Here is a 24,141-nt window from a genome sequence, read left to right on the forward strand (position 1 = left end):
GCGGCTCTCGGTACCGGGGTTCCCGTTTCCGGCGGGGTCACGCACGCCGGTCGTGCACGGCCTCGGGGGCAGGCGCGGTCCCCGACGATCGGCAATTCCTTTGCTCCTCGGGCGGGGCTTTGCTCTGCTCACCGATATGCACTCCCGCGTCCTGACCCTGCCCGTCGACGGCCCCGTGATCGCCCGGGAGGCCGACGCGATCGACGTCCTCGGTGACGCGTTCGCCCAGGAGGCCGAGCTCGTGGCGATCCCGGTGGAGCGGCTGGACCCGGAGTTCTTCCGGCTCCGCAGCGGGCTGGCGGGCGCCGTGACGCAGAAGTTCGCGCAGTACGGCGTGCAGCTGGCCGTCGTCGGAGACGTGTCCCGCTGGACCGCCGAGCCGGGCCCGGTCGCCGACTGGGTGCGCGAGTCGAACCAGGGACGCGGGCTGCGGTTCGTCGCCGACGTGGCCGAACTCGACGGGTGAAGCGTTGAGAGCGGGAACAACTGGTCCGGCGGAGCCCTGCGGCCCCGCCGGACCGGTTCTCGTTCCTACTTGTCCTTGCGGGTCGGAATCGCGGACGGATCGGCTTGCGCGGCCGCGCGCTTCTCCGCCCGCTTCTGTTTCAGGGTTTTACCCGGCTTCTTGCCACTGGTTTTTCGCGGCGACTTGTCGGACATGCTCGAACTCCTCGCTCCACGCGGCAGGTGCCGCGCCCGGGGGCGCGCCGGTCGGCGCGCGCCGACCAGGTCATCGAAGACCCTGACACCGACTCTGCCCCAACCTCGCTGCATTGGCAAACAGATCGTCCCGGGGCACCGAAAAGCGGGCTCGCGCGCCGATCGGAAGGAGATCGTTCGGCCGCGAAACTGTGCACCGAAAAACCGACGAAAAAGCGGAATCCGATCGGTGTCGTGCGACGCGAGAACCATGATCCGGCCGGCGCGAATCCGTTCAGTGTGCGGCCGTCGCCTCCGGGCCGACCAGCATCACCGGGCAGTCCGCACGCTGGAGCAGGGACAGCCCGGTGGAGCCGAGCAACAGGCCGGTGAACCCGCCGCGACCCCGGGTGGCGACGACGACCAGCCGCGACCGTGCACTGTGCTCGGCCAGCGCCCGTCCCGGCTCGGAGCGCTCGATGACCCGTTCGACGGCGACGTCCGGGTAGCGCTCGGACCAGCCGGCCAGCCGCTCGGCCAGTGCCCGCTCCTCGGTGTCGCGCAACCGGTCGAACACCCCGGCCGCGCGCAGTGCCGGAGACGTGCCGTCGTGCCAGGCGTAGAGCGCGGTGAGCCCGGTGCCGTGCGCGGACGCGGCGGCGAAGGCATGCCCGAGCGCCACCTCGGACAGCGGCCCACCGTCCACACCGACCAGCACCGGTCCGTCCTGGACGGTTCCGCGGACGACGACCAGCGGGCTCTCGGCGTGCGCGGCGACGGTCAGCGACACCGACCCGAGCGCGGTGCCGACCGCTCCCCGCCCGGCCGAACCCAGGACCAGCAGCGACGCGCCGCGCGACTCCTCGATCAGCGCCGCCGCCGGCGCCGCTCGCTCCGCCCTGACCTGCACGGTCAGGCCGGGCGCCGTCTGCTCCGCAGCGGCCCGCGCGGCGTCCAGGATCTCGTCGGCCTCGACCCGCATCTGCTCCTCGACGTCGTCGAGCAGCGGCGCGATGGCCGCGTCGGCGTACAGCCCGGCGACGTCGAACGCGTACACCAGCAGCAGCCCGGTGTGCCGGTCCGCCGCCTCCCCCGCGGCCCAGCGGACCGCGGCCAGCGCCGGCTCCGATCCGTCCACCCCGACCACGACCGCACTCATCGCTCCTCCGATCCGCGACCGGAACGGTGTCGCCGGCCGCTCGCCCCACCCTCCCCGCACCCGCACCGCCGCGGCAGCACACCGGCGGGTGAACGCGGCTCCGCCGCCCGTGAGCGGTTTTCGCGGTCAGAGCCGCGATAACCACTCACGGGCGGTCGAGACGGCGGGACTGCACCGCCAGTACGCCGAGCGTGAGCAGCAGCCGGTCCCGGGCGTCGCCGACCGAGCGGCCGGTGACCGCCTCGATCCGGCGCATCCGGTAGATCACGGTGTTGCGGTGGCAGAACAGTGCCCGGGCCGCGTGGGTCGGTGACCCGCCACAGGCCAGCAGCGTGTCCAACGTGGAGATCAGCGTCTCCCGGTCGGGCTCGGGCAGGTCGAGCAACCCACCCAACGACGTCCGGGTCAGCCGGTCGACGAGCTCCGGGCTGTCGGCGAGCAGTGCCTCCGGCAGCCGTTCGTCGAGTGCCACCATGCCGCTGCCGGCGACGGTGCGGGCGGCCGTCCGGGCCAACCGGTAGCCCGCGGCCACCCCGGCCGGGCCGTCGACCGGCGGGGACATCCCGACCCGTCCGGTCACGCACGGCCGCAGCAGCTCGCTCACCTCGGCGACCCTGCCCGGGGCCCATGTCCCCAGCGCGACCAGTCCGACCAGCTCGCGCTCGCGCAGTACCCACGACGAGGCGACCGAGTGCGCCGCCAGCGCGCGCTGCGGTTCCTGCAACGGGTCGCTACCGGCCCGGTCCAGGCAGCCCACGACCACGACCAGTGGCTCGGCATCCGGCAGGCCGAGCACCCCTGCGGCGTCCCGGGCGACGACCGGGTCCCGGCCGCGCCCGGCCAGCAGTGCGTCCAGGACCGCGTGCCGGCGGCTCAGGTCGTGGCTGCGCACCCGCAGCTCCTCCTGGCGGTAGGCCTCGACCAGCGCCGAGCAGCTGCCGTCGTGGGTGTGCCACACGTAGCTCGCGGCGTCGAGCAGGGCGAGGTCGTAGGCACTGTCGAAGCGCCGCCGGGAGGTCTCCAGCAGTGCTTCCCAGAGCAGCCGCCCACCCAGCCGGTACGCCCGCAGCACCACCTCCAGCGGAACCCCCTGGCGGGCGCGGCGGCGGCCGGTGGCCCGGGTGGAGTCGCCCGGGTCGATGCCGTCGGGCACCTGGTCGGCCAGCACCTCGACGCCACGCTGCAGGTTCGCCCGGCACGCCTCCCGCAGCTCGTCGAGCAGGTCGAGCTCGACGTAGCAGGGTTCGCACCGCAGGACCTGCAGCGTGAGCCGGTCGGTCAGACCGTCCACCTCGTCCAGCAGCACCCCGCCCAACGCGCGCAGCGCCGCCTCCGCCGGCGCGGCGAGCGGCCGGCGCCGCGGTGGCTCCCCCACGTCGGACAGCACGAGGGAACTGTGCACCGCGGGTAGCCGGGCGTCCACCGTTTCGGGCGCACAGCCCAGCGGCGGGGCACCGATGTTGGGCAGCGCGCCCATGGCGGTGACTGGTCTGGACGCCCAATCTGTAACCGGACCGGGTGATCCCAGTCACCCGTCCGGACCGCGGAACGACCGTCGTCGCCCGTCCCGCACCCGGTGTGTCCCCGTACCCGTCGTGTCCCCGCACCCGTCGGAGAGGAGCAGAGATGGTCACCGATCCGGCCGAGGGTGCCACTCCGGGTGACACGTCCGCCACCGACGGCCCGCTGTTCCGGGTCGACGAGGTCGGGGTCCGCTTCGGCGGCCTGGTCGCCCTCGACGAGGTGTCCCTGTCCGTCGCCCCCGGCGAGGTGCACGGCGTGATCGGGCCGAACGGGGCGGGCAAGACGACACTGTTCAACGTCTGCTGCGGGTTCGTCACCCCGAGCAGCGGAACCCTGCACTGGCGCGGCGAGCCGGTGCGCGGCCTGCGCCCGCACCGGCTGGCGCAGATGGGGATCGCCCGCACCCTGCAAGGCGTGGGGCTGTTCCGCGGTCTCACCGTGCTGGAGAACGTGATGGTCGGTGCGGACCGGCACCACCGCGCCGGTTTCACGTCGGCGCTGCTGGCGTTGCGCCGTTCCGACCGCGACGAACGCGCCTTGCGCGAGCGGGCCCACGCCGTACTGACCGAGCTGGGCACCGAGACCTACGCCGACCGGTTGCCGGGCAGCCTGCCCTATCCGGTGCAGAAGCGGGTCGCGCTCGCCCGGGCCCTGGTCGCCGAGCCGCAGATGCTGCTGCTCGACGAACCGGCCAGCGGCCTGGGCGCCGACGACATGGCCGAGCTCGGGACGAGGATCCGCGGGCTGCGCGACCGGATGGCCGTGGTGCTGGTCGAGCACCACATGGACCTCGTGATGACCGTCTGCGACCGGATCACCGTGCTGGACTTCGGGCGGGTGGTCGCCGAGGGCACTCCCGACCAGGTGCGCGACGACCCGGCCGTGATCGACGCCTACCTGGGTGAGGAGGCCGCGTGACCGCCCCGGCGACCGCGGCACTCGAGGTCCGGGGGCTGAGCGCGGCCTACGGCCCGGTGACCGCGCTGGACGGCGTCGACGTCACCGTCGAGCGGGACCGGATCACCGCCGTGCTGGGCGCGAACGGCGCCGGCAAGTCCACCCTGCTGCGCACGATCTCCGGGCTGGTCCCGTCCCGGGCGGGCGAGGTACTGGTCGGCGGGGTCGACCACACCCGCTCACCGGCGGAACGGATCGCGCGGGCCGGTGTCGCGCACGTCCCCGAGGGCCGCGGTGTGATCACCGAGCTGACCGTCGACGAGAACCTGCGCCTGGGCGCGCTGCTCGGTGCCACCCGCCGGCGCACCGACCGGTCCCTCGACGAGGTCTACACGATGTTCCCGCCGCTGGCGGAACGTCGCCGACGCAGCTGCGACACCCTCTCCGGCGGCGAGCGCCAGATGCTGGTGATCGGACGGGCGCTGCTGTGCGGGCCGGACGTGCTGTTGCTCGACGAGCCGTCGCTGGGGCTGGCCCGCGGGTGGCCGGGCAGATCTTCGGCCTGCTGCGCGAGCTCGTGGGCAGCGCCGGCATAAGTGTGCTGCTGGTCGAGCAGAACGCCCGCAGCGCACTGTCCATCGCCGACGTCGGGGTGGTGCTCAACCTCGGCCGCGTGGTGGCCCGCGACGACGCCGCCACGCTGGCCGCCGACGACGGCCTCCGGCACGCCTACCTGGGCTTCTAGCGGGAGAGACGATGCAGCAGTTCCTCAACGTGACGCTGACCGGGCTGAGTCAGGGCGCGATCTACGCGGCGTTCGCGCTGGCCCTGGTGCTGATCTGGCGTTCCACCCGGATCGTGAACTTCGCCCAGGGGTCGATGGGCATGTTCACCACCTACCTGGCCCTGATCGTGATCGAGGGGACCGGGTCCTACTGGCTGGGGCTGGTGGTCGCGCTGGGTGCGGGTCTGCTGCTCGGCGCGGCGATCGAACGGCTGATCATCCGCCGGGTCGAGGGCGGGCCGGAGCTGAGCGCCATCATCGTCACGCTCGGGCTGTTCGTGGCGATCCAGGCGCTGGCCGCGATCCTGTTCGGCGCGACGTTCCGCTCCTTCCCGGCCCCGTTCGACCTGCGCGGGATGATGGTCGGCGGGGTCAACGTCGCGCTCACCCCGTTCTCGGTGTTCGTGATCGGTTCGGTGGTCCTGGTGATGGCCGCGCTGGTGGCACTGTTCCGGTTCACCGACGTCGGCCTGCGGATGCGGGCCGCGGCGTTCGACCAGGAGGTCTCCAGGCTGCTCGGTGTCCCGGTCGGGCCGTTGCTGACGCTGGGCTGGGCACTGGCCGCGGTGGTGGGCTCGCTGGCCGGACTGCTGATCGCGGGCGGCAGCCTCGTCTACCCGGCCTACATGGATCCGATCATCGTCTACGGGTTCGTGGCGGCGGTGCTCGGCGGGCTCGACTCGCCGGGCGGGGCGGTCGTCGGCGGCCTGGCGATGGGGCTGGCGCTGAGCTACGTGAGCGGTTACGTCGGCAGCGAGCTGGTGGCGATGGCCGCGCTGGCGATCCTGGTCGCGGTGCTGCTGGTCCGCCCGCACGGTCTGTTCGCCCGGACCGCGGCCCGGCGGGTCTGATGGCCGTGCCCGTGCGGAACAGCGAGTCGGACGAGGCCGGACGGTCGGTGCCGCCGGGCCGCCCGCGACCGCTCGACGTCGTCCGGCGGTGGCTGCCGCGTTCCACCTTCGGCAGGCACGCGCTGCTGGTCCTGGTGGGCGCCGTCGCCGTGGTGCTGGTCCTGGAGACGACCAGCCCGTTCCGGAACTCCCAGTTCGCGACGCTGTCGTACTACGCGATCGCCGCGGCCGGGCTGACCGTGCTGACCGGCCTGAACGGGCAGATCTCACTGGGCCACGGTGCGCTGATGGCGGTCGGGGCGTACACCACCGGCCTGCTGCTCGGCTCCGCCGGCCCACCGCCGCTGATCCTGGTGCTGGTGGTGGCCGCCGCGGTGACCGCGGTGGTCGGGGTGGTGGTCGGTGCCGCGGCCTCGCGGCTGCACGGCCCCTACCTGGCCGGGGCGACGCTGGCGTTCGCGATCGCCGTGCCCGGGCTGGCCATCTACTTCGACGGCGTGCTCGGCGGCGAGCAGGGCATGCAGATCGACTCGCCGCGTGCCCCGGCCTGGTTCGCCGACGCGATCTACTTCCTGTCCGCCAACGAGATGTCCGGCGCGAAGTACCTGGCCTACATCGGCTGGGCGACGCTGCTGGTGGTCCTGCTGCTGCTCGCCAACCTGGCCGCGGGCCGGGTGGGACGGGTCTGGCGGGCGGTGCGCGACGACGAGGTCGCGGCCGAGCTGGCCGGCATCCGGCCGGGGCCGGTGCGGGTGCTGGCGTTCACCGTCAGCGCGGCGTGCGCCGGCCTGGCGGGGGCGGTGCTCGGCATCGTCGTACGGCTGGCGGCACCCAGCGGGTTCACCATCGTGCTCTCCCTCGGGCTGCTCACCGCGGTCGTGGTGGGCGGGCTGGGCAGCCTGACCGGGGCGCTGCTCGGTGCTGCGCTGCTGGTGTTCCTGCCCCCGGCGGTGACGAACCTGGGCACGGCGGCGGGGCTGAGCGGGGTGGCGGCGGCCGAGCTCGCCCCGCTGGTCTACGGCGTCGTGCTGGTGCTGGTGGTGCTGCTCGCCCCGACCGGCGTGGTGGGCGGCGTCCGCAGGATGTGGCAGTCGATCCGGAACGGGGCGGGTCGGAGCGGTGTGGGTGGGAACGGGAGGGAGAGGTCCTGATGGACACGGTCGGATCGAGGAGACGCCTGCGTGGGCGGGCAGCGGTGCTCGCGGTCGTCGCCGTCGTGGCGCTGCTGGCCTCGGCGTGCGGCGCCGGCGGGCGACCGTCCGGAGAGGAGGGCGGTGCCCAGCCGGGCCTGACACCGCAGAGCGTCAAGGTGGGCGCCCACTTCCCGCTGACCGGCGTCGCGTCGCCGGGCTACAGCGACATCCCCACCGGCACCAAGGCGTACTTCGACTACGTCAACGCCCACGGCGGCGTGCACGGACGGCAGATCGAGTACGTCTTCCGCGACGACGCCTACAACCCCACCCAGACCAGCCAGGTCGTCAACGAGCTGGTGCTGCAGGACCAGGTGTTCGCGATGCTGGGCGGGCTGGGTACGCCGACCCACTCTGCGGTGCTGGACTACCTCAACAGCGAGGGCGTGCCGGACCTGTTCGTGTCCTCGGGCTCGCTGCTGTGGGACCAGCCGGAGCGCAACCCGCAGACCTTCGGCTGGCAGCCCGACTACGAGATCGAAGCGAAGATCATCGGCAAGTACGTCGCGGAGAACTTCCCGCAGGCGAAGGTGGGGCTGTTCCTGCAGGACGACGACCTGGGGCGGGACGCCGAGATCGGGGGCCGGCGCTTCCTGGACCGCCAGATCGTCGCGGCCGAGCGGTACACCCCGGGCAACACCGACGTCGCCCCGCAGATCGCCGCCCTGCAGGCGGCCGGCGCCGACTTCGTCATCGGGTTCAACGTGCCGTCCTACACGGCACTGTCCCAGCTGCAGTCGCTGCGGCTGAACTACGACCCGCAGTGGGCCTACAGCAACATCGGCTCCGACCCGGCGCTGGTCGGATCGCTGCTGGCGCGGTTCTCCGAGGGCGCGGTCACCGACGCGGGCCTGCTCGACGGCGTCATCACGACCGAGTACCTGCCCAGCGTCGAGGCCGCGGGCGACCCGTGGACCCAGCTGTTCACCCGGGTCTGGCAGGAGCACGGCACCGACGCCGAGCTGACGAACTTCCGGATCTACGGCATGGCCGAGGCGTACGCGTTCGTCCAGGCGCTGCAGGCCGCCGGTCCGGACCCGACGCGGGAGGGGCTCGTCGCCGCCGTGGAGCAGTCGGGGGCGCAGATGGAGGGTCCGTGGCTGGCGCCCTACCGCTACTCCGAGCAGAGCCACGCCGGGATCTCCGGGGTGAAGATCAGCCGGATCGTCGGGGCGGGCACCGAGGACCTCACGCCGGTCCAGGTCACCGACAACGGGGACGCGCCGATCACCCCGCACCCCGGGCCGGCCAGCACCCCACCGGCGAACGGGATCCCCGTCCCGCCGACCGGCTGAGTCGCGGGTGGCCCGCCCCGGCGGCTCGGCCCGGGCGGGCCGCGGGCGGCACCCACGGCCCCGGGACCGGCCGTTACGGTGACCCCGGCCCGGAGTGACAGGCCGGCCACGGTGACAGGGAGGTCCCATTGCACGCACCGAGCGTCCTCGTCGTCGGCGCCGGGTTCGGCGGCATCGCCGCCGCGATCGAACTGCGCGCGCACGGCATCCGTGACGTGACGATCGTGGACGCCGCACCCGACATCGGCGGGACCTGGCTGCACAACACCTACCCGGGTGCGGCCTGCGACGTGCCGAGCCACCTGTACTCGTACTCGTTCGCCCAGCGCACGGACTGGACCCGGCTGTGCTCCCCGCAGCCGGAGATCCTCGCCTACCTGCACGACGTGGCGAAGGAGTACGGCGTCGCCGACCTGGTCGAGACGAACGCCCGCATCGTCTCCGCCGACCGGCCGCGGGCGGACGGCCCGTGGACCGCCACGGCCGAGGACGGGCGCAGCTGGACCGCCGACGTCCTGATCGTCGCGACCGGACAGCTCAACCGCCCGATCGTCCCGGACATCCCCGGCACGGAGACCTTCGCCGGGCACACCTTCCACTCCGCCCGCTGGGACCACGAGCACGACCTGCGCGGCCGCCGCGTCGCCGTGGTCGGGACGGGCGCGAGCGCCGTGCAGTTCGTCCCGGCGATCGCGCCCGAGGTCGGGCACATGAGCGTGTTCCAGCGCTCCGGGAACTGGTTCCTGCCCCGCCGCAACCGCGAGTTCCCGCGCTGGTGGCGGACCGCGATCGAGCACGTCCCGGGCCTGCAGCGGTGGCGGCGGCGGTTCATCACCGAGTACTGCGAGTCGCTGACGCTGATGATCCGCCACCCGGCGACCTGGGGCCGGGTCGGACGGCTGTACTCGACCCTGTTCATGCGGATGCAGCTGCGCGACCCCGAGGTCCGCCGCAAGGCCTGGCCGGACTACACGTTCGGCTGCAAGCGGATCCTGTTCAGCTCGCAGTGGCTGCCCGCGCTGCAGCGCGACAACGTCACGCTGGAGACCGAGCGGGTCACCGAGATCGTCCCCGAGGGTGTGCGCACCGCCGACGGCCGCACCCACGAGGTGGACACGATCATCTGGGGCACCGGCTTCGCGGCCACCGACTTCATGTTCCCGATGGAGATCACCGGCCCGGGTGGACGGTCACTCGAGGACTCCTGGTCGGACGGTGCGCACGCCTACCTCGGCATGACCGTGCCCGGCTTCCCGTCGATGTTCGTCCTCTACGGACCGAACACGAACACCTCCGGTGGCTCGATCATCCGCTACCTGGAGAACCAGGTCCGCTACGTCCGCGAGACGCTGCAGGAGGCCCGGCGCCGCGGGACGAGCGGGGTCGAGGTGCGCGAGGACGTCGAGCGGGCCTACGACGAGGACCTGCAGGCCCGCTTCCCCGGCACCGCGTGGACCCGCTGCGACTCCTGGTACCGGGACTCCTCGGGGCGCATCGTCACCAACTGGCCCGGATACATGCGCGACTACGAGGAGCGCACCCGCCGGGTCGACCCGGCGGACTACGTCTTCCACTGACTGCCGGCGGCGGATCGGCAGACGGTCGGGCACCCGCGGCGCCGCGCCCGCACCCCGTGGCCGCGGGGTGCGGGCGGGCACAGTCAGTCGCAGCTGGTCGGGTTGCCCTTGTTCTGCGCGGCGCCCTGGCCGAGGACCCCGAGCACGTTGCCCAGCGCCGCGTTGACGCCCGGGCAGACGTTCGCGTTGTTGAGGACGTTGAGATCGTCCAGGTTGACCAGTCCGAACTGGTCACCGCGGGTGTTGCCGACGTCCTGGACGAACGACTCGTCGTCCTCCCAGTCGTCCGCCGGCGCCGCCGACGCCAGCGGGCTGAACGCGACGAGAGTGGCGACGACGGCGGCCCCGGTGACCGCGAGTTTCCTGCGCATGATCCTTCTCCCCGATCGTGTCCGGTGGGGCGGACGTGGTCCGCGAGACCGCCGGGACGCGGTGTGCGTCGCGGCACGGCGGACGGTAGGCAGCCGGTCACCGAGGGGGATACGCGTCGGCCCCGGACGGGTGAGGCCGCCGCCCAGGACCCGAACGGGTGGCGTAGGACCAGGACGCCCAGGACGCCGACACGGTGGGTCGCGTCCGGCCCGCCGGACCGTCGCGCTCGGTGACGGGCCGGTCGCGGCGGAACCGGCTGCGTGCCACCCGGCAGGGTGGTTCCGTCACCGGCGTGTCGCTTCTCCGGCGTGTCGTCTTGACCGGGGCTTGATCCTCACGCGACGTGAGGCGGCACCGTCCATCATGTCGTCGCGACGCGGCGGCCCGACAGGAGGGGGACCGGTGAAGGTCGGTGAGCTGGCCCGGGCGACCGGGCTGACGGTGCGCACGCTGCACCACTGGGAGGAGCGGGGCCTGGTCGTGCCCTCGGCACGGACGCACTCGGGCCACCGGGTGTACGACGACGGCGACGTCCGCCGCGTCTACCAGGTCGTCGCGCTGCGGGAGCTGGGGCTCCCGCTCGACGCGATCGGGAGCCTGCTCACGACCGGCTCGTTCGCCACCGTCCTCGCCGCGCACCTGGAGCAGGTCGACGCCCGGCTGGCCGCGCTGCACACGTTGCGCGGCACGCTCGCCGGCGTCGTCGACCGGCTGCGGGGCGCACCGGACCCCGCCCCGTCGGACGTACTCCGGATGATCGACGAGGTGAGCAGGGTGAACGACACCTTCGCGCAGTACTTCACGCCCGAGCAGATCGCCGCGCTGCAGGCACGCCGCGACGAGGCCGAGGCCGCGGCGGCGCAGTGGCCGGACCTCATCGCGGCGGTGCGCGCCGAGATGGCGGCCGGCACCGACCCGGGGGACCCGCGGGTCCAGTCGCTCGCCTCCCGGTGGGCGGAGCTGCTCGCGACGTTCCACCGCGGGGACGAGGCCCTGCGCGAGCGGCTGTACCGGATGCGCTCGGACAACCCCGGTGAGGTCGTGGCCGCGGGCGGGCCGGACCAGGCGATGATCGACTACATCGCGGCGGCCGCGGACGCAGGCCGGTAGGGCTCCGGGCGAGCCCCGCCCGATCGGCCGGGGCTCGCCGCACCCGGCACGCCCTGGCTACGCTGCGGCACACGATGTCCGACGTCCTTTCGGCCGGCGCGCGCGCCGAGGCCCGCCCCGCCCGCGCGCACCGCACCGCAGTGCCCCCTCCCCCCGCGCCGTCGTCCGGGGAGCCGATCGCATGACACCCCGCTTCCCGGAACCCGCCGTCACGCCGGGCTCCACGCCACTGGCCGCCCGGCTGCGCGAGCTCGTCGCGGCCGACCCGACCCGGCCGCTCGCCTCCGACGGTGACACCGTGCGCACCCGGGCGGAGTTCGACGCCCGCACCAACCGGCTCGCCCGGGCGTTCGCCGACCGCGGGGTCGCCCGCGGCGACCTGGTGTCGATCGCGCTGCCGAACACCGTGCGCCACCTGGAGTGCTCGGTCGCCGCGTGGAAGCTGGGCGCGGTGCCGCAGCCGCTGTCGGCGAAGCTGCCCGATGTCGAGCGGGACGCGGTGCTCGCCGTCGGCCGCCCCGCACTCACCGTGACCGTCGAGTCCGATGTGGACGAGTCCGGACACGACGACGAGCCGCTGCCCGACCTCATCGGACCGTCCTGGAAGGCCCCCACCTCCGGTGGTTCGACCGGGCGCCCGAAGCTGATCGTGGCCGGTCAGGCCGCCTGCGTGGAGCAGGCGCTGGCCCGGGTGGACGGCCTGCGGCTCGACCGCGACGGCGTCATGCTCTGCACCGCGCCGCTGCACCACAACGCGCCGTACATGTTCTCGCTGATGGCGTTGCTGCAGGGCCACCACGTCGTGCTGATGCAGCGGTTCGACGCCGCCCGCACGCTCGAGCTGGTCGGAGAGCACGGCGTCACCTGGCTCTACGTCGTCCCGACCATGATGGGACGGATGCTGCGGCTCCCGCCGGAGCACTGGGACTCCGCCGCGCTCGGCAGCCTGCGCACCGTGCTGCACGTCGGTGCGCCCTGCCCGCCCGAGGTCAAGCGCGGCTGGCTGGACCGGGTCGGGCCGGGCACCGTGCTGGAGCTGTACTCCGGCACCGAGTCACAGGCCGGCACCGCCATCGACGGGCACGACTGGCTGGCCCACCCCGGATCGGTCGGCCGGGTCGTGCGCGGCGAGATGAAGATCTGCGACGACGACGGCCGCGAGCTCGAACCGAACGAGACCGGCGAGATCTGGATGCGCTCGGACGGGCCGGCGGCGTACCACTACCTGGGCGCAGTCGCGCGGGAACGGGGCGGCTGGGAGTCGCTCGGCGACATGGGCCACTTCGACGAGGACGGCTGGCTCCACCTCGCCGACCGGCGCTCGGACATGATCCTCGTGGGCGGCGCCAACGTGTACCCGGCCGAGGTCGAGGCGGCGCTGATCGCCCACCCCGCGGTGCGCGACGCGGTCGTCGTCGGGCTGCCCGACGACGACTACGGCCGGGTCGTGCACGCGATCGTCCAGCCGTTCCCGGAGGTCTCCCCCGCGCCGGCCGAACTGCGTGAGCACTGCGCGCGCCTGCTCAGCCGGTACAAGATCCCGCGCAGCGTCGAGCTCGTCGAGCACCCACTGCGCGACGACGCCGGGAAGGTCCGCCGTTCGGAGCTGGCCGCGGCCCGCCGACCGGTCGCAGGCTCTCGGCCGTCTGCGGAAGGATGCCGTTCATGACCGACCTCCTGGACCGGCTCCGCGCGCTGCAGGTGTCCTCGCTGTGCGATGCCGACAAGTCGCTGCCGGTGGTGGACCCGGCGATCCGGGCCCTCGTACCGGACGTCGTGCTGGCCGGACCCGCGGTCACCGTGTCCTGCGTCGACGACCACCTGCCGATGTTCGCCGCGCTGGCCGCAGCCGCACCCGGATCGGTGCTGGTGGTGGCCGGAGCCGGTGGGACCCGGGCGGTCTCCGGCGAGCTGTTCGCCACCGAGGCGCACCGGCGCGGGCTGGCCGGGATCGTCGTCGACGGCCTGGTCCGCGACGTCCGCGGGCTGCGCGCGCTCGGCCTGCCGGTGTTCGCCCGCGGCACGTGTCCGGCGTCCGGCTCGGTGCGCGACCCGGGCACGGTGGACGAGCCGGTGTCGTTCGGCGGGCTCGTCGTGCACCCGGGCGATTTGGTCTGCGGCGACGACGACGGGCTGCTCGTCGCCCCACCGGACCGCCTCGCCGAGATCGTCGGGGCCGCCGAGGAGATCGAGCGGACGGAGGCCGCCCTGGTCACGGCGATGCGCAAGGGCCGTGACCTGCACGGTCTGACCACGGTCGACGAGCATGTCGCCGCGCTGTACCGGGGTGAGCCGAGCGCCCTGGGCTTTCGCGTCTGACTCCCGCGGCGCCTCCGCCGGGCGCGCCGGCACCGCTCAGGCGGCGGTCTCCCAGGTCCATTCCTCGGTCATCGGGCCGGCACAGTCCGGGCACGGGACCTCGACCCCGGCGGTCTCGCCCGCCGGCAGCTCCGCCTGGACGCCGCAACCGGCGCACCGGCACCAGGACACGTCGCGTACGTACATGTGTTCGAGGGTGAACCACACCGGTGTGGTTCGCAAGCCCGGCGCCCACGACCTGATCACAGCAGGCCGGCCGCCCGGGCCGCGAGCACCGCCCTGGTGCGGTTGCGGACCCCGAGCTTGCGCATCGCGCTGCGCAGGTACGACGTGACCGTCTCGACGGTCAGCCCGAATGCATGGGCGATCTCGGCGACCCGATCGACGCGGCCCCGGGGCTGCTCGCTCGCCGGCTGCCCGGGTGAGCCGAACGACGGCCTGCGCTGGGTGTCCGACGTGCCCCGCACCGTGCCCGGTATCGCCGGCGCCGAGGAGCGGCCGAACGGCTGACCCGCCGTCGGTGCGGTGCGGTGTGCTCCTCGCGCCGCACCGCACCGGCCTCCGGCGAGAATCGGAGGACAGCACCGACCACTACCCGTTCGGGTGGGCAGCACCGCCCATGGGGATGACACTGTGACGTCGGTCATGCACGCTGGCGGATGGTGGTGTGACGGAGGGTCGATGACGGCGAGAGCGGCAGCGTCCTCACCGGCACCGGTGGGGCCGGCGCAGGGTGCGCCGACCCGGTTCCGGACGCCGGTACCCGTCCACGACGTCATCGAACGCCGGCGGATCCTCGACGACCTGCGCGACTCCGAGCCCGGCCGGCTCGTGGTCGTGCACGCGCCCGCGGGCTACGGCAAGACCACGCTCGCCGTCCAATGGCTGTCGGAGCTGCAGGCTCGGGGCGCCACCGTCACGTGGCTGGGCCTGCACCGCGACGACAACGACCCGCACTGGTTCCTGACCCACCTGGTGGGCGCGGTGCGCCGGGTGCTCCCCGCTGCCACCGAGTCGATCGACGATCTGGTGGACCTGCTCGAGCAGAACGCCGACGATACACAGAACTACACGCTCTCGGCACTGTTGGACCTGATCGCCGGACACGAACGCCGGTTCGTCCTCGCCTTCGACGACTGGCATCTCGTCGACGACGACGCGGTGCACCGCGCGCTGCTGCACCTGCTCGATCTGGCGCCCCCGAACCTGTCGATCGTGCTGACCAGCCGCCGCCGGCCACGGCTGCCACTGAGCCGGCTGCGGGTGAGCCGGCAGTTGACGGAGATCGACGCCGACGTCCTCCGATTCGATCTCGAGGAGTCCCGCGAGTTCCTGGTCGAGCTGAACGGGCTGAGGCTCGACGGCGATGACGTCGCCCGGCTCTCCATCGGGACCGACGGGTGGGTGGCGGCGCTGCAATTGGTGTCGCTGTCCTTGCGGGACAGTGCCGACCCGGCGGAGCTGATCGACGGCTTCTCCGGGCGACACCGCTCGATCGGTGATTACCTCACGGAGAACGTGCTGGACGCCCTCCCCACGGAGATCCTGGACGTCCTGCTCGCCACGTCGGTGTGCGACCGCCTGTGCGGGGGGCTCGCCGGAGTTCTCGCCGGCCGCGCCGACGGTCAGGCCGTGCTGGAGGAGCTCGAGAGCAGGAACCTCTTCCTGCGTCCGCTCGACAACGAGCGGGACTGGTTCCGCTATCACCATCTGTTCCTCGATCACCTGCGTCGGCGTCTCGACCGGGACCACCCCGGCCGGGCAGCGACACTGCACGCCCGGGCGTCGCAGTGGTTCACCGACCACGAACTGGTTCCCGAGGCCGTGACACACGCGCTGGCGGGCGGCGACGTCGTCCGGGCCACGGACCTCGTCGAGGCGAACGCCATGGCGATGGTGGAACACAGCCGCATGGCCAGCCTGCTCGGCCTGCTCGGCCGGCTTCCTCCTACCGCGGCCGACGACCGGCCCGCGTTGCTGATGGCGGTCGCGTGGGCGAACTGCCTGCTGCAGCGGAGCGAGGCGGCCCAGTCGTCGCTCGACCGGCTCCGACCGGCGTTGCGCCGCGACGAGTCGTACGAGGAGAGGTGCAGCGAGGCTGATGTCGTGCAGGCATGCATCGACGTCTACGGCGACCGCACCGACCGCGCGGAAGAGCTGGTCCGACGCAGCCTGGACCGCCCCGACAGCTATCGGCCCTGGGTCGTGGGGGTCGCCGCGAACATTCAGAGCTTCTGCGACATCCACGCGATGCGCTTCGTGCGCGCACGCGAACGTCAGCGCTGGGCGCTGCCGGTCCACGCCCGTACGACCGGGCCGTTCGCCGCCGTCTACGGCCGCTGTTTCGCCGGCATCGCCGCGCTGTCCCAGCTGGACACGGTCGGCGCGGAGGAACATCTGCGCGGCGCGGTACTGCTCGCGCGGGAATCGGCCGGTCGCCGCTCGCACGCAGCACAACTGGCCGGAGCACTCCTGGGCGAGCTGCACTACCTGCGCGGGCAGTTGGACGAGGCCGAACGCCTGCTGGAGGCGTGCAGCGAGCTGGGCGCCGAGAGCGGCGTCGTCGACTTCATGATCGCCAGCTACGCCCTCCAGGCCCGGATCAAGGCCGGACGCGGTGCCGCCGGGGAGGCGGCGACACTGCTCACCGAGGGAAACCGGGTGGCCGATCGGCTCGGCCTGCCGCGGCTGCACAGCGCACTCGGTGCGGAGCGGATCGCTCAGCTTCTCGGGCGTGGCCGGATCCGGGAGGCCCGGAGGGTGGCCCAGGACCTGCCGGACGGCTCGTCGGCGCCCGGCGGCATCGGGACCCGCATCGATCAGATCCGGAGTTCCTCGCTGGCCTCGGTCTACTCGGCCGAGCAGGACCACGATCGGGCCGTGGGCCTCCTCGAAGCCCTCGTCCATGAGGCCCGGGGTCACGGGCAGGCACGGACGACACTGGAACTGTCGGTGCAACTGGTCGGAGTGCAGGAGCGTGCAGGCCGCTCCCTGGCGGCCGAGCGCACGCTGTCCGCGGTGCTGAGCCGCGCCCTGCGGGCGGGAGTGACCCAGGTCGTCCGCGACGGTGGCCCACAGGTCCGGTCCGTACTCGACCGGCTCGTCGCCCACGCACGCGAGGGAACCGCCCGCGAGTCGCTCCCCTCGGCCGACGAACTCACGGCAGTGTTCGCCGTCCCCTCGCACGAGGAGGACCAGCACGCCACGGCGCTCACCGGGCGCGAGAACGAGATCCTGCGGATGCTCGATATCGGGCACAGCAACCAGCAACTCGCGTCGGCGCTCGGCGTCACCGTGAACACGGTCAAGTGGTATCTGAAGAACATCTACGGCAAGCTCGGCGCCGCCAATCGCACCCAGGCGGTGTCGGTCGCCCGGCGTACCGGCTTGCTGGGCTGACCCGGGGCCGAGCCGATCGAGTCGGCCCCGGGCCGCCACCTCACAGCGCGGCGTAGAGGGCCTGTTCGAACTCCCCGTAGACCGCGTAGGTCTCCGGCAGGACGAACGGCAGCGAGTTGGTGTAGACCGACGCGCAGACCCCGGTCGTCCGGTCGATCCAGAAGTGGGTGTTGAACAGTCCCGCCCAGGCACCGCTGCCGGCCCGGCGCCCACCGGGGATGTCGGCGGTGTTGAGCAGCAACCCGTAGCCCCACTTCCAGCCGGGCCCGGCGTTGAACTCGGAGGTGATCGGCGGATCCGCCGTGGGGATCTCCGGCGGGAAGTCCAGCGCGCCGATCTGGTTGGTGAACGCCTCCTCGACCGTCTCCGGCCGCAGGATCCGCTCGCCGTCGAGCTCGCCTCCGCCCAGCAGCGCCCGCTGGAACCGCAGGTAGTCGCGCGGGGTCGAGTACAGCCCGTGCCCTGCGGCCCACCAGTCGGGTTGCTGCGGCAGGATCTCCCCGGCCGAGGACCAGGCACCGTTCTCCCCGGGGACGTGCACCGTCACCGCGTTCGCCGTGCGCTGCTCGTCGAGCAGGAACATGGTGTCGTCCATGCCGAGTGGGCCGGAGATCTTCTCCTTGATCACGACGTCCAGACCGGTCCCGGCGACGGTCTCGACGACCTTCCCGAGCCAGTCGGTGTTGATGCCGTAGGTGAACCGGTCGCCCGGATCGTGCAGCATCGGGGCCGCGAATGCCCCGGCACCGCCGAGCACGTTCGGGATGCCCGCGATCTTCTCGTAGCGGGCCAGGTCCTCGTCGAAGAACCAGTAGCCCAGGCCCGACGTGTGCGTCACGAGGTTCCGCACGGTGGCCGGTGACTTCGGTGCCCGCAACCGCGGGGTGTCCCCGTCGAACCCGTCGAGCACCTGCACGTCGGCGAACTGCGGGAGGATCTCCGCGACCGGGGTGTCGAAGTCGAGCGTGCCGGCTTCCCGCTGCTGCAACGCCGCGGTCGTCGCGACCATCTTCGTCATCGACATGATCCGGAACTGGGTGCCGGCGTCGACCGTGCCGCTCTCGCCGACGGTCCGGGGGCCGGCGCCGCCCTCGTAGATGACGCCGTCGCGGTCGGCGGCGACCGCCGCGATGTGCGGTACCGCGCCGCGCTCGACGGCGGCGGTCAGAACCCTGTCGAGGGCACCGGTGTCCATGCTTCTGCCCATGATCGACCTCCATTGGCCGGTTCGGGACGCCGTTGCCGTTCGACGGCGTCGAGGAGAGGGCGTGCTCGAAGATCAGGTTCGTGCGAAAGAAGGGTAGCCGCCGGCCGCTTCCTCGGTGCATTTCTGCCGATAGGCGCCGACGCCACCGATGTAGGACAGGACACGACGTGGTTTGCCAGGGACGTTCGAGCCGAGATACCACGACGTCGTGTTGTGGACGAGCGTCGCCGACGCGACCTCCTCGTGGTGGTCGACCCAGGCGTCCTCGCCCGCCGCGGTGGGCTCGATCGTCGTCTTGCCCTCGGTTCGCAGGTCCCGGATCGCCGAGGTGATCCACTCCGTCTGCTGCTGCAAGCAGGTGGTCATGTTGCACAACGCCGCGGACGGAGCCAGCGGGACCGCCGTCGTGAGCAGGTTCGGGTAGCCGTGCTTGGCCAATCCCATGGTCGTGCGGATGTCGCGACCCCATTCGTCGGCGAGCGACCGGCCGTCGCGGCCACGTACGTCGATGCGGGTGAGCGAGCCTGTCCCGGCATCGAAGCCGGTCGCAAGGATGATCACGTCCAGTTCGTGGAGGGTGCCGTCGGACAGCTCGATCCCCTCGGCGCGGATCTGGGCGATCGGGTTGTCGCGCACGTTGACCAGGTCGACGTTGTCCCTGTGGTAGGTCTCCAGGTACCCGTTCTCCAACGGGACCCGGTGGGTGCCGAACCCGTAATCGGTCGGTACCAGTGTGTCGATCAGGTGTTGGTCGCCCCGGAGACGTTCGCGCATCTTGTTCCGGACGAACTCCGAGATGGTGTCGTTGACGCCCTGGTCGAAGAACATCTCTCCGAACGAGGCCAGCCAGAGCTTGAGCGAGCCGTCCTGGTAGGTCTCCTCGAGGATCGACTCCCGCTGCTCCGGGCTGCAGTCGGCCCAGGCGTGCTCGAAGTCGTACTCGAACCCGGTGAAGGTGTGCGGCAGGGTGGCCCGCAGCTCCTCGAAGCGTTCCTTGTAGCGGTGCTGGTCCGCTTCGGCGTAGGCCGGGTTCTTCATCGGCAGCACGTACTGCGGGGTCCGGGCGAACACGGTCAGGTGCCCGACCTCGGGGGCGACCGTCTGGATGACCTGAATGCCGGTCGCGCCGACGCCGACGACACCGACCCGCTTCCCCGCCAGCTCGGGGCCGTCGACCGGGTAGGAGGACGTGAAGACGAGCTCCCCACGGAACGACTCCGTGCCCTCGATGTTCTTCAGCGGCGCGGACAGCATCCCCGCGCAGGAGACGAAGAACTGGGTGTCCACGACGTCGCCCTGGTCGGTGTGGATCCGCCAGCGACCGCGCTCCTCGTCGTAGTGGGCGGCCGTGACGCGGGTGCCGAACCGGATGTCCTGACGAAGGTCCAGCCGGTCGGTCACGTAGTGCAGCCACTGCTCGATCTCCGGCTGACCCGGGAACTTCTGGCTCCACGCCCAGTCCTTGTAGAGCGACTCGTCGAACAGGTACTGGTAGATGTAGCCCTCGGAGTCGAAGCGGGCGCCCGGGTAGCGGTTCCACCACCAGGTCCCGCCCACATCGCCCGCCGCATCGAACGAGCGCACCCGCAGACCCTGCTCGCGCAGCTGGTGGAGCTGGTAGAGCCCGGCCACCCCGGCGCCGAGCACCACCGCGTCGACCTCGTCGGTCACGTCGCCGGCCCGGGGCCCCGGGCCGTTCGCAGTCGCCATCGTCCTCACCGTTCCTCGTTCGGGAGTGATGGACTGCACAGTCACAGGGGAGCCCCCTGATCGGCCCCCTCTTCCGGGTAGCGACGTGGCCGCGCCCGGGTGGTGGCCCGGCGGGAGCTACACCTCGGCTGCTACGCCTCGGCCGCTACACCTCGGCTCTATACCTCGGCTGCTACACCTCATCTACGAGGTCGGCCACCGACGACACCACCCGGGTCGGCCGGAAGGGGAAGCGGTCGATCTCCGACTCCCGGGTGATCCCCGACAGCACGAGTACGGTGCGCATCCCGGCCTCCAGGCCGGCGAGGATGTCGGTGTCCATCCGGTCCCCGACCATCACGGTGGACTCCGAGTGCGAGCCGAGCCGGTTGAGCGCGGCGCGCATCATCAGCGGGTTCGGCTTCCCGATGAAGTACGGGTCCACACCGGTCGCCTTGGAGATCATCGCCGCGACCGAGCCGGTGGCGGGCAGGATCCCCTCCGGACTGGGGCCGGTGGCGTCCGGGTTGGTCGCGACGAACCGGCATCCACGCTCGACCAGCCGCATCGCGGTCGCGATCGAGGAGAACGAGTAGGTGCGGGTCTCGCCGAGCACCACGTAGTCGGGATTCCGGTCGGTGATCACGTAGCCGATGTCGTGCAGCGCGGTGGTGAGCCCCGCCTCGCCGATCACGTAGGCGCTGCCCTGCGGCCGCTGCTCGTTCAGGAACGCCGCGGTGGCCAGCGCGGAGGTCCAGATGGCGTCCTCGGGGACGTCGAGGCCGGTGGCCTGCAGCCGGTACCGCAGGTCGCGCGGGGTGTGGATGCTGTTGTTGGTCAGCACCAGGAACGGGACGTCCTTGTCCCGCAGGCGCGACAACAGCGTGTCCGCGCCCGGGATGATGTTGCCCTCCCGGACGAGGACCCCGTCCATGTCGGTCATCCAGCACTCGATCGGCTTGTGCTCCACCACGACGGTGACCCTAACGCTCGGGCTGGCACGTCGGGCACCAGAACAGGTTGCGGGCCGCGTGCTCGGAGTGGCGGACCTCGGTCCCGCAGACCAGGCAGGGCAGGCCGGCTCGGCGGTAGACGTACACCTCGCCGCCGTGCCGGTCCTTGCGGCCGGGCTCGCCCCGGCGGCGCGGGTCGTGCTCGGGGCGGACGGTGTCGATCCGGCCGATCCGCACACCGTCGCGCATGAGGGCGACGAGGTCCGGCCACATCGCGTCCCACGTCGCGCGGTCGAGCTCACGGCCCGGCAGCAGCGGGTCGAGCCCGTGCCGGAAGAGCAGCTCGGCGCGGTACACGTTGCCGACGCCGGCGATCACGGACTGGTCCATCAGCAGCGTCGCGAGCGGGCTGCGCGAGCGCGAGATCCGCGCCCACACCCGTTCCGGGTCCGCGTCACGGCGCAGCGGGTCCGGCCCCAGCCGCTCCCGCAGCGCCCGCACCTCCGCCGAGGTGATCAGCTCACACGCCGTCGGACCGCGCAGGTCGGCGTAGTGGGTCTCCCCGACCAGCCGCATCCGCAGCTGCCCCACCGGCTCCGGCGCGGGCAGCTCCGCCTCGGCGAACGTGCCGTACAGACCGAGGTGGACGTGCACCACCCGGTCCCGGCCGTAGCGGTGGAACAAGTGCTTGCCGTGCGCCTCGGCACCGGTGAGCACTTGCCCGTCGAGCAGCTGCGCGGACGCGGCGAACCGGCCCTGCGGGCTGGACACCGCCACCGGACGACGGGCGAACAGCTTCCGGTGCAGCCGCGCCAGCCGGTGCAGCGTGTGGCCCTCGGGCATTAACGCGGCAGCTGGTACTCGCCGGTGCGCTCGTAGTCGAGCATCTGGTCGATCCGCCGCTGGTGGCGCTCGTCGCCGGAGAACGGCGTCGCGAGGAACGCGTCCACGATCGCGGTGACCTCGTCGAAGGAGTGCTGGCGGGCACCGACGCCGATGACCTGGGCGTCGTTGTGCTCGCGGGCCAGCGTCGCGGTGGCCGCGTTCCACGCCAGGGCGGCACGGATGCCCGCCACCTTGTTCGCGGCGATCTGCTCACCGTTGCCGGAGCCGCCGAGCACGATGCCGAGGCTCCCGGCGTCGGCGACGACACGGCGGGCGGTCTCGATGCACCATGCCGGGTAGTCGTCGAGGGCGTCGTAGGTCGGGGCGCCCACGTCGACCGCCTCGATGCCCTTCCCGGTCAGGTACTCGACGAGCTTGCCCTTGACCTCGAAACCGGCGTGGTCACTGCCCAGGTAGACGCGCACGGGGCACGATCCTCCCTCATGCGGATCGCTGGAGTGGACTCAGGTCCCCGCGGGTGGGTGGTGTGCGTGCTCTCCGGCACCGGACGGGCCCGCCGGGCCGACTGGTCGGTGGTGCCCGACGCGGCGGCGGTGCTGGCGGCGACGGCGGGGTGCGACGCGGTCGGGGTCGACATCCCGCTCGCGCTGCCGTCCGGCGGGGTGCGGCGCGAGGCAGAAGTGGTGGCCGCGGCCCGGCTGGGGCCGGCGCGCTCGTCGCTGTTCCCGACCCCGCCCGCCGCGGTGCTCCACGCCGTGTCCTATGCCGACGCGTGTGCCGCCGCGCAGGCCGTCACCGGGAAGAAGATCAGCCTGCAGGCCTGGCACATCGTGCCGAAGATCCGCGACTTCCGGGCCGTGGAGCTGCCCGCGTCGGTCGTCGAGTCCCATCCGGAGCTTTCGTTCCGCACGATGACGTCCGGTGTGGACTTCGCCTCGAAGAAGACCGCGCGCGGCGCGGGGCAACGGATCGCCGCGCTGTCGGGCTGGGCCGATCCGGGCCGCCTGCTCGGTGATCTCCCCACGACGGCCCGGCTCGACGACGTCCTGGACGCGCTGGCATGTGCGTGGACCGCCGAGCGGGTCGCCCGGGGCACCGCGGAGCTGCTCGGTCCGGGTACCGACGACCGGGGACGCTCCACCGCGATCGCGGTGTGAGGATCGGCGGCGTGGACGGACAGGGGCACGGACGCTGGGTCGATCTCGCCGACGGGGTGTACGCCCGCCGGCACGCCGATCTGGACCTCACCACCGGTCTCGTCCTCGGCACCGAGCGCGCCCTGGTGATCGACACCCGGGGGGACGACGGCCAGGGCGCCGAGCTCGCCGCCGCCGTACGCGCGGTGACGCCGCTGCCCCTGCTGGTCGTGATCACCCACGCGCACTTCGACCACTGCTTCGGGACCTCGGCGTTCCCCGGTGCCCCGGTCCACGCCCAGGCCGGCTGCGCGGCGGCGCTGACCGTCACCGCCGCGGCACAGCGTGCGGAGTGGGTACGGCACTACCGCGCCGCCGGGGACGCGACCACCGCGGACGCTCTCGCCGCCACCGTGCCGGTGGCGCCGGACGTCGGCGTCTGCCCGCGTCCCGGCTCGGTGCACACCCTGGACCTGGGCGGGCGCACGGTGGAGCTCGTGCACCCCGGCCCCGCACACACCGGTCACGACCTGGTCGCGCACGTACCCGACGTCGGCGTGCTCTTCGCCGGGGACCTGCTGGAGAACGGGGCGCCGCCCTCGTTCGGGCCGGACGCCTACCCGCGCGACTGGGCCGGCGCGGTCGCGCTGCTGCTCGCCCGGGGCGCGAACACCTACGTCCCCGGACACGGCGACCCGATGACCCCGCACGAGGCCGCCGCCCAGCACGCCGAGCTCGCCGGGATCGCCCGCCGGTGGCGCCGATGTGGTGAAGACCGCCGCCGGTGAACCGCTCCCGGTCCCGCCGACCGACGCCTGCACGGGGTACTTTCCCGACCGCCCGTGAGTGGTTCTCGCGGCTGTAAGGAGAATCAACCGCAGCCGGTCTACGCGGGTCGCTCCAGGGTGACGCGGTAGCCGAGGTTGTGGAGTTGGCCGATGAGGCGGTCGCGTTGGCGGTCGGCGTTGCGGCGGGTGAAGTAGTCGCCGCCGAGGTCTTGGTAGTCGCAGTCGTTGGTCAGCAGGTGCCAGCTGATGACCAGGATGGAGTGGGCGACCGCGATCGCGGCCTTCTTCTTCCCGATCCGGCGTGCCAGTCGCCAGAACTGGGCCGAGAGGTAGGTGTCGCGGGTCCGGGCGGCGGACCAGGCGCACTGGGTCAGGATGTCGGTCAGCCAGACGTCGCCCTTGG

23 protein-coding genes and 2 pseudogenes are annotated in these 24,141 nt (G+C 72.6%); 13 read left to right on the plus strand and 12 right to left on the minus strand.

The genetic code is table 11. The features are described from left to right. Nucleotides 1-136: 136 nt before the first annotated feature. On the plus strand, nucleotides 137-466 hold the full coding sequence (locus BM093_RS29585; RefSeq protein WP_093354256.1) for a DUF4180 domain-containing protein: 330 nt from the start codon (nucleotides 137-139) through the stop codon (nucleotides 464-466). Nucleotides 467-531: 65 nt separating this feature from the next. On the opposite strand, the gene BM093_RS38060 is transcribed toward BM093_RS29585, so the two are convergent. The 3 genes from BM093_RS38060 to BM093_RS29595 all read right to left on the minus strand — a co-directional run bounded on the left by BM093_RS38060 (nucleotide 532) and on the right by BM093_RS29595 (nucleotide 3,275). Beyond that, nucleotides 532-660, minus strand: a complete 129-nt coding sequence (locus BM093_RS38060; RefSeq protein ID WP_281248745.1) for a hypothetical protein — start codon at nucleotides 658-660, stop codon at nucleotides 532-534. A gap of 274 nt (nucleotides 661-934) precedes the next feature. Then, the gene (locus BM093_RS29590; protein WP_093354261.1) at nucleotides 935-1,798 is read right to left on the minus strand and encodes a universal stress protein; all 864 of its coding nucleotides are present in this window, start codon (nucleotides 1,796-1,798) and stop codon (nucleotides 935-937) included. A gap of 145 nt (nucleotides 1,799-1,943) precedes the next feature. After that, complete coding sequence (locus tag BM093_RS29595) at nucleotides 1,944-3,275, minus strand: PucR family transcriptional regulator (protein ID WP_093354266.1); 1,332 nt, start codon at nucleotides 3,273-3,275, stop codon at nucleotides 1,944-1,946. A gap of 149 nt (nucleotides 3,276-3,424) precedes the next feature. Between BM093_RS29595 and BM093_RS29600 the strand changes: the two genes are divergently transcribed. From BM093_RS29600 to BM093_RS29625, 6 genes and pseudogenes are all read left to right on the plus strand, one after another. Then, nucleotides 3,425-4,240: an ABC transporter ATP-binding protein gene (locus BM093_RS29600; RefSeq protein ID WP_093354270.1), complete on the plus strand. Its 816-nt coding sequence runs from the start codon at nucleotides 3,425-3,427 to the stop codon at nucleotides 4,238-4,240. Continuing rightward, nucleotides 4,237-4,964: pseudogene (locus tag BM093_RS29605) on the plus strand (ABC transporter ATP-binding protein). The gene BM093_RS29600 and the pseudogene BM093_RS29605 overlap by 4 nt, the downstream one beginning before the upstream one ends. Before the next feature lie 11 nt (nucleotides 4,965-4,975). Then, complete coding sequence (locus BM093_RS29610) at nucleotides 4,976-5,854, plus strand: branched-chain amino acid ABC transporter permease (protein WP_093354274.1); 879 nt, start codon at nucleotides 4,976-4,978, stop codon at nucleotides 5,852-5,854. Then, nucleotides 5,854-7,005 carry a branched-chain amino acid ABC transporter permease gene (locus BM093_RS29615; RefSeq protein WP_093354279.1) on the plus strand — a complete coding sequence of 384 codons (1,152 nt, stop codon included), beginning with the start codon at nucleotides 5,854-5,856 and terminating at the stop codon, nucleotides 7,003-7,005. The genes BM093_RS29610 and BM093_RS29615 overlap by 1 nt, the downstream gene beginning before the upstream one ends. Further along, nucleotides 7,005-8,342 (plus strand): ABC transporter substrate-binding protein, encoded by a 1,338-nt coding sequence (locus BM093_RS29620; protein WP_093354283.1) that lies wholly within the window; start codon nucleotides 7,005-7,007, stop codon nucleotides 8,340-8,342. The genes BM093_RS29615 and BM093_RS29620 overlap by 1 nt, the downstream gene beginning before the upstream one ends. Before the next feature lie 128 nt (nucleotides 8,343-8,470). Further along, entirely contained in the window at nucleotides 8,471-9,919 is a 1,449-nt protein-coding gene (locus tag BM093_RS29625) for a flavin-containing monooxygenase (RefSeq protein ID WP_093354287.1), read from the plus strand. Between the two features lie 83 nt (nucleotides 9,920-10,002). On the opposite strand, the gene BM093_RS29630 is transcribed toward BM093_RS29625, so the two are convergent. After that, on the minus strand, nucleotides 10,003-10,290 hold the full coding sequence (locus BM093_RS29630) for a hypothetical protein (RefSeq protein WP_093354291.1): 288 nt from the start codon (nucleotides 10,288-10,290) through the stop codon (nucleotides 10,003-10,005). A 403-nt stretch (nucleotides 10,291-10,693) separates the two neighbouring features. On the opposite strand from BM093_RS29630, the gene BM093_RS29635 reads away from it, so the two are divergent. The 3 genes from BM093_RS29635 to BM093_RS29645 all read left to right on the plus strand — a co-directional run bounded on the left by BM093_RS29635 (nucleotide 10,694) and on the right by BM093_RS29645 (nucleotide 13,720). After that, entirely contained in the window at nucleotides 10,694-11,401 is a 708-nt protein-coding gene (locus BM093_RS29635; protein WP_218162987.1) for a MerR family transcriptional regulator, read from the plus strand. Between the two features lie 181 nt (nucleotides 11,402-11,582). Then, nucleotides 11,583-13,070 carry an AMP-binding protein gene (locus BM093_RS29640; protein WP_093354299.1) on the plus strand — a complete coding sequence of 496 codons (1,488 nt, stop codon included), beginning with the start codon at nucleotides 11,583-11,585 and terminating at the stop codon, nucleotides 13,068-13,070. Continuing rightward, nucleotides 13,067-13,720, plus strand: a complete 654-nt coding sequence (locus BM093_RS29645; RefSeq protein WP_093354304.1) for an RraA family protein — start codon at nucleotides 13,067-13,069, stop codon at nucleotides 13,718-13,720. The genes BM093_RS29640 and BM093_RS29645 overlap by 4 nt, the downstream gene beginning before the upstream one ends. A 36-nt stretch (nucleotides 13,721-13,756) precedes the next feature. Here the strand turns inward: BM093_RS29645 and BM093_RS36295 are convergent, their stop codons facing one another. Next, complete coding sequence (locus tag BM093_RS36295) at nucleotides 13,757-13,906, minus strand: hypothetical protein (RefSeq protein WP_177238779.1); 150 nt, start codon at nucleotides 13,904-13,906, stop codon at nucleotides 13,757-13,759. 56 nt (nucleotides 13,907-13,962) lie between these two features. After that, entirely contained in the window at nucleotides 13,963-14,187 is a 225-nt protein-coding gene (locus BM093_RS37645; protein WP_245773877.1) for a response regulator transcription factor, read from the minus strand. Nucleotides 14,188-14,401: 214 nt separating this feature from the next. Between BM093_RS37645 and BM093_RS29655 the strand changes: the two genes are divergently transcribed. Further along, a complete protein-coding gene (locus tag BM093_RS29655; RefSeq protein ID WP_245773878.1) occupies nucleotides 14,402-17,119 on the plus strand; it encodes a winged helix-turn-helix domain-containing protein in 2,718 nt (905 codons plus the stop codon). A gap of 40 nt (nucleotides 17,120-17,159) precedes the next feature. Here the strand turns inward: BM093_RS29655 and BM093_RS29660 are convergent, their stop codons facing one another. The 5 genes from BM093_RS29660 to BM093_RS29680 form a co-directional block, all read right to left on the minus strand. Beyond that, the gene (locus BM093_RS29660; protein ID WP_093354314.1) at nucleotides 17,160-18,326 is read right to left on the minus strand and encodes a serine hydrolase domain-containing protein; all 1,167 of its coding nucleotides are present in this window, start codon (nucleotides 18,324-18,326) and stop codon (nucleotides 17,160-17,162) included. A gap of 72 nt (nucleotides 18,327-18,398) precedes the next feature. Further along, entirely contained in the window at nucleotides 18,399-20,036 is a 1,638-nt protein-coding gene (locus tag BM093_RS29665; RefSeq protein ID WP_093354317.1) for a flavin-containing monooxygenase, read from the minus strand. Nucleotides 20,037-20,208: 172 nt separating this feature from the next. After that, nucleotides 20,209-20,958, minus strand: a complete 750-nt coding sequence (locus BM093_RS29670; protein WP_218162988.1) for an HAD-IIA family hydrolase — start codon at nucleotides 20,956-20,958, stop codon at nucleotides 20,209-20,211. Nucleotides 20,959-20,998: 40 nt separating this feature from the next. Beyond that, the gene (locus tag BM093_RS29675) at nucleotides 20,999-21,811 is read right to left on the minus strand and encodes an Fpg/Nei family DNA glycosylase (protein ID WP_093354323.1); all 813 of its coding nucleotides are present in this window, start codon (nucleotides 21,809-21,811) and stop codon (nucleotides 20,999-21,001) included. After that, nucleotides 21,811-22,278: a ribose-5-phosphate isomerase gene (locus tag BM093_RS29680; protein WP_093354326.1), complete on the minus strand. Its 468-nt coding sequence runs from the start codon at nucleotides 22,276-22,278 to the stop codon at nucleotides 21,811-21,813. Before BM093_RS29680 ends, BM093_RS29675 begins: the two co-directional genes overlap by 1 nt. A gap of 33 nt (nucleotides 22,279-22,311) precedes the next feature. On the opposite strand from BM093_RS29680, the gene BM093_RS29685 reads away from it, so the two are divergent. Together BM093_RS29685 and BM093_RS29690 are read left to right on the plus strand one after the other, a co-directional pair. Further along, entirely contained in the window at nucleotides 22,312-22,971 is a 660-nt protein-coding gene (locus BM093_RS29685) for a DUF429 domain-containing protein (protein ID WP_245773879.1), read from the plus strand. A gap of 11 nt (nucleotides 22,972-22,982) precedes the next feature. Further along, nucleotides 22,983-23,738, plus strand: coding sequence for an MBL fold metallo-hydrolase (locus tag BM093_RS29690; RefSeq protein ID WP_245773880.1), 756 nt, complete (start codon nucleotides 22,983-22,985; stop codon nucleotides 23,736-23,738). A 98-nt stretch (nucleotides 23,739-23,836) separates the two neighbouring features. On the opposite strand, the pseudogene BM093_RS36300 reads toward BM093_RS29690, so the two are convergent. Then, a pseudogene (locus BM093_RS36300) lies at nucleotides 23,837-24,141 on the minus strand (IS110 family transposase); the annotation flags it as partial.

Origin of the sequence: Pseudonocardia ammonioxydans (assembly GCF_900115005.1) — a bacterium.
GTDB classification, from domain to species: Bacteria; Actinomycetota; Actinomycetes; order Mycobacteriales; family Pseudonocardiaceae; genus Pseudonocardia; species Pseudonocardia ammonioxydans.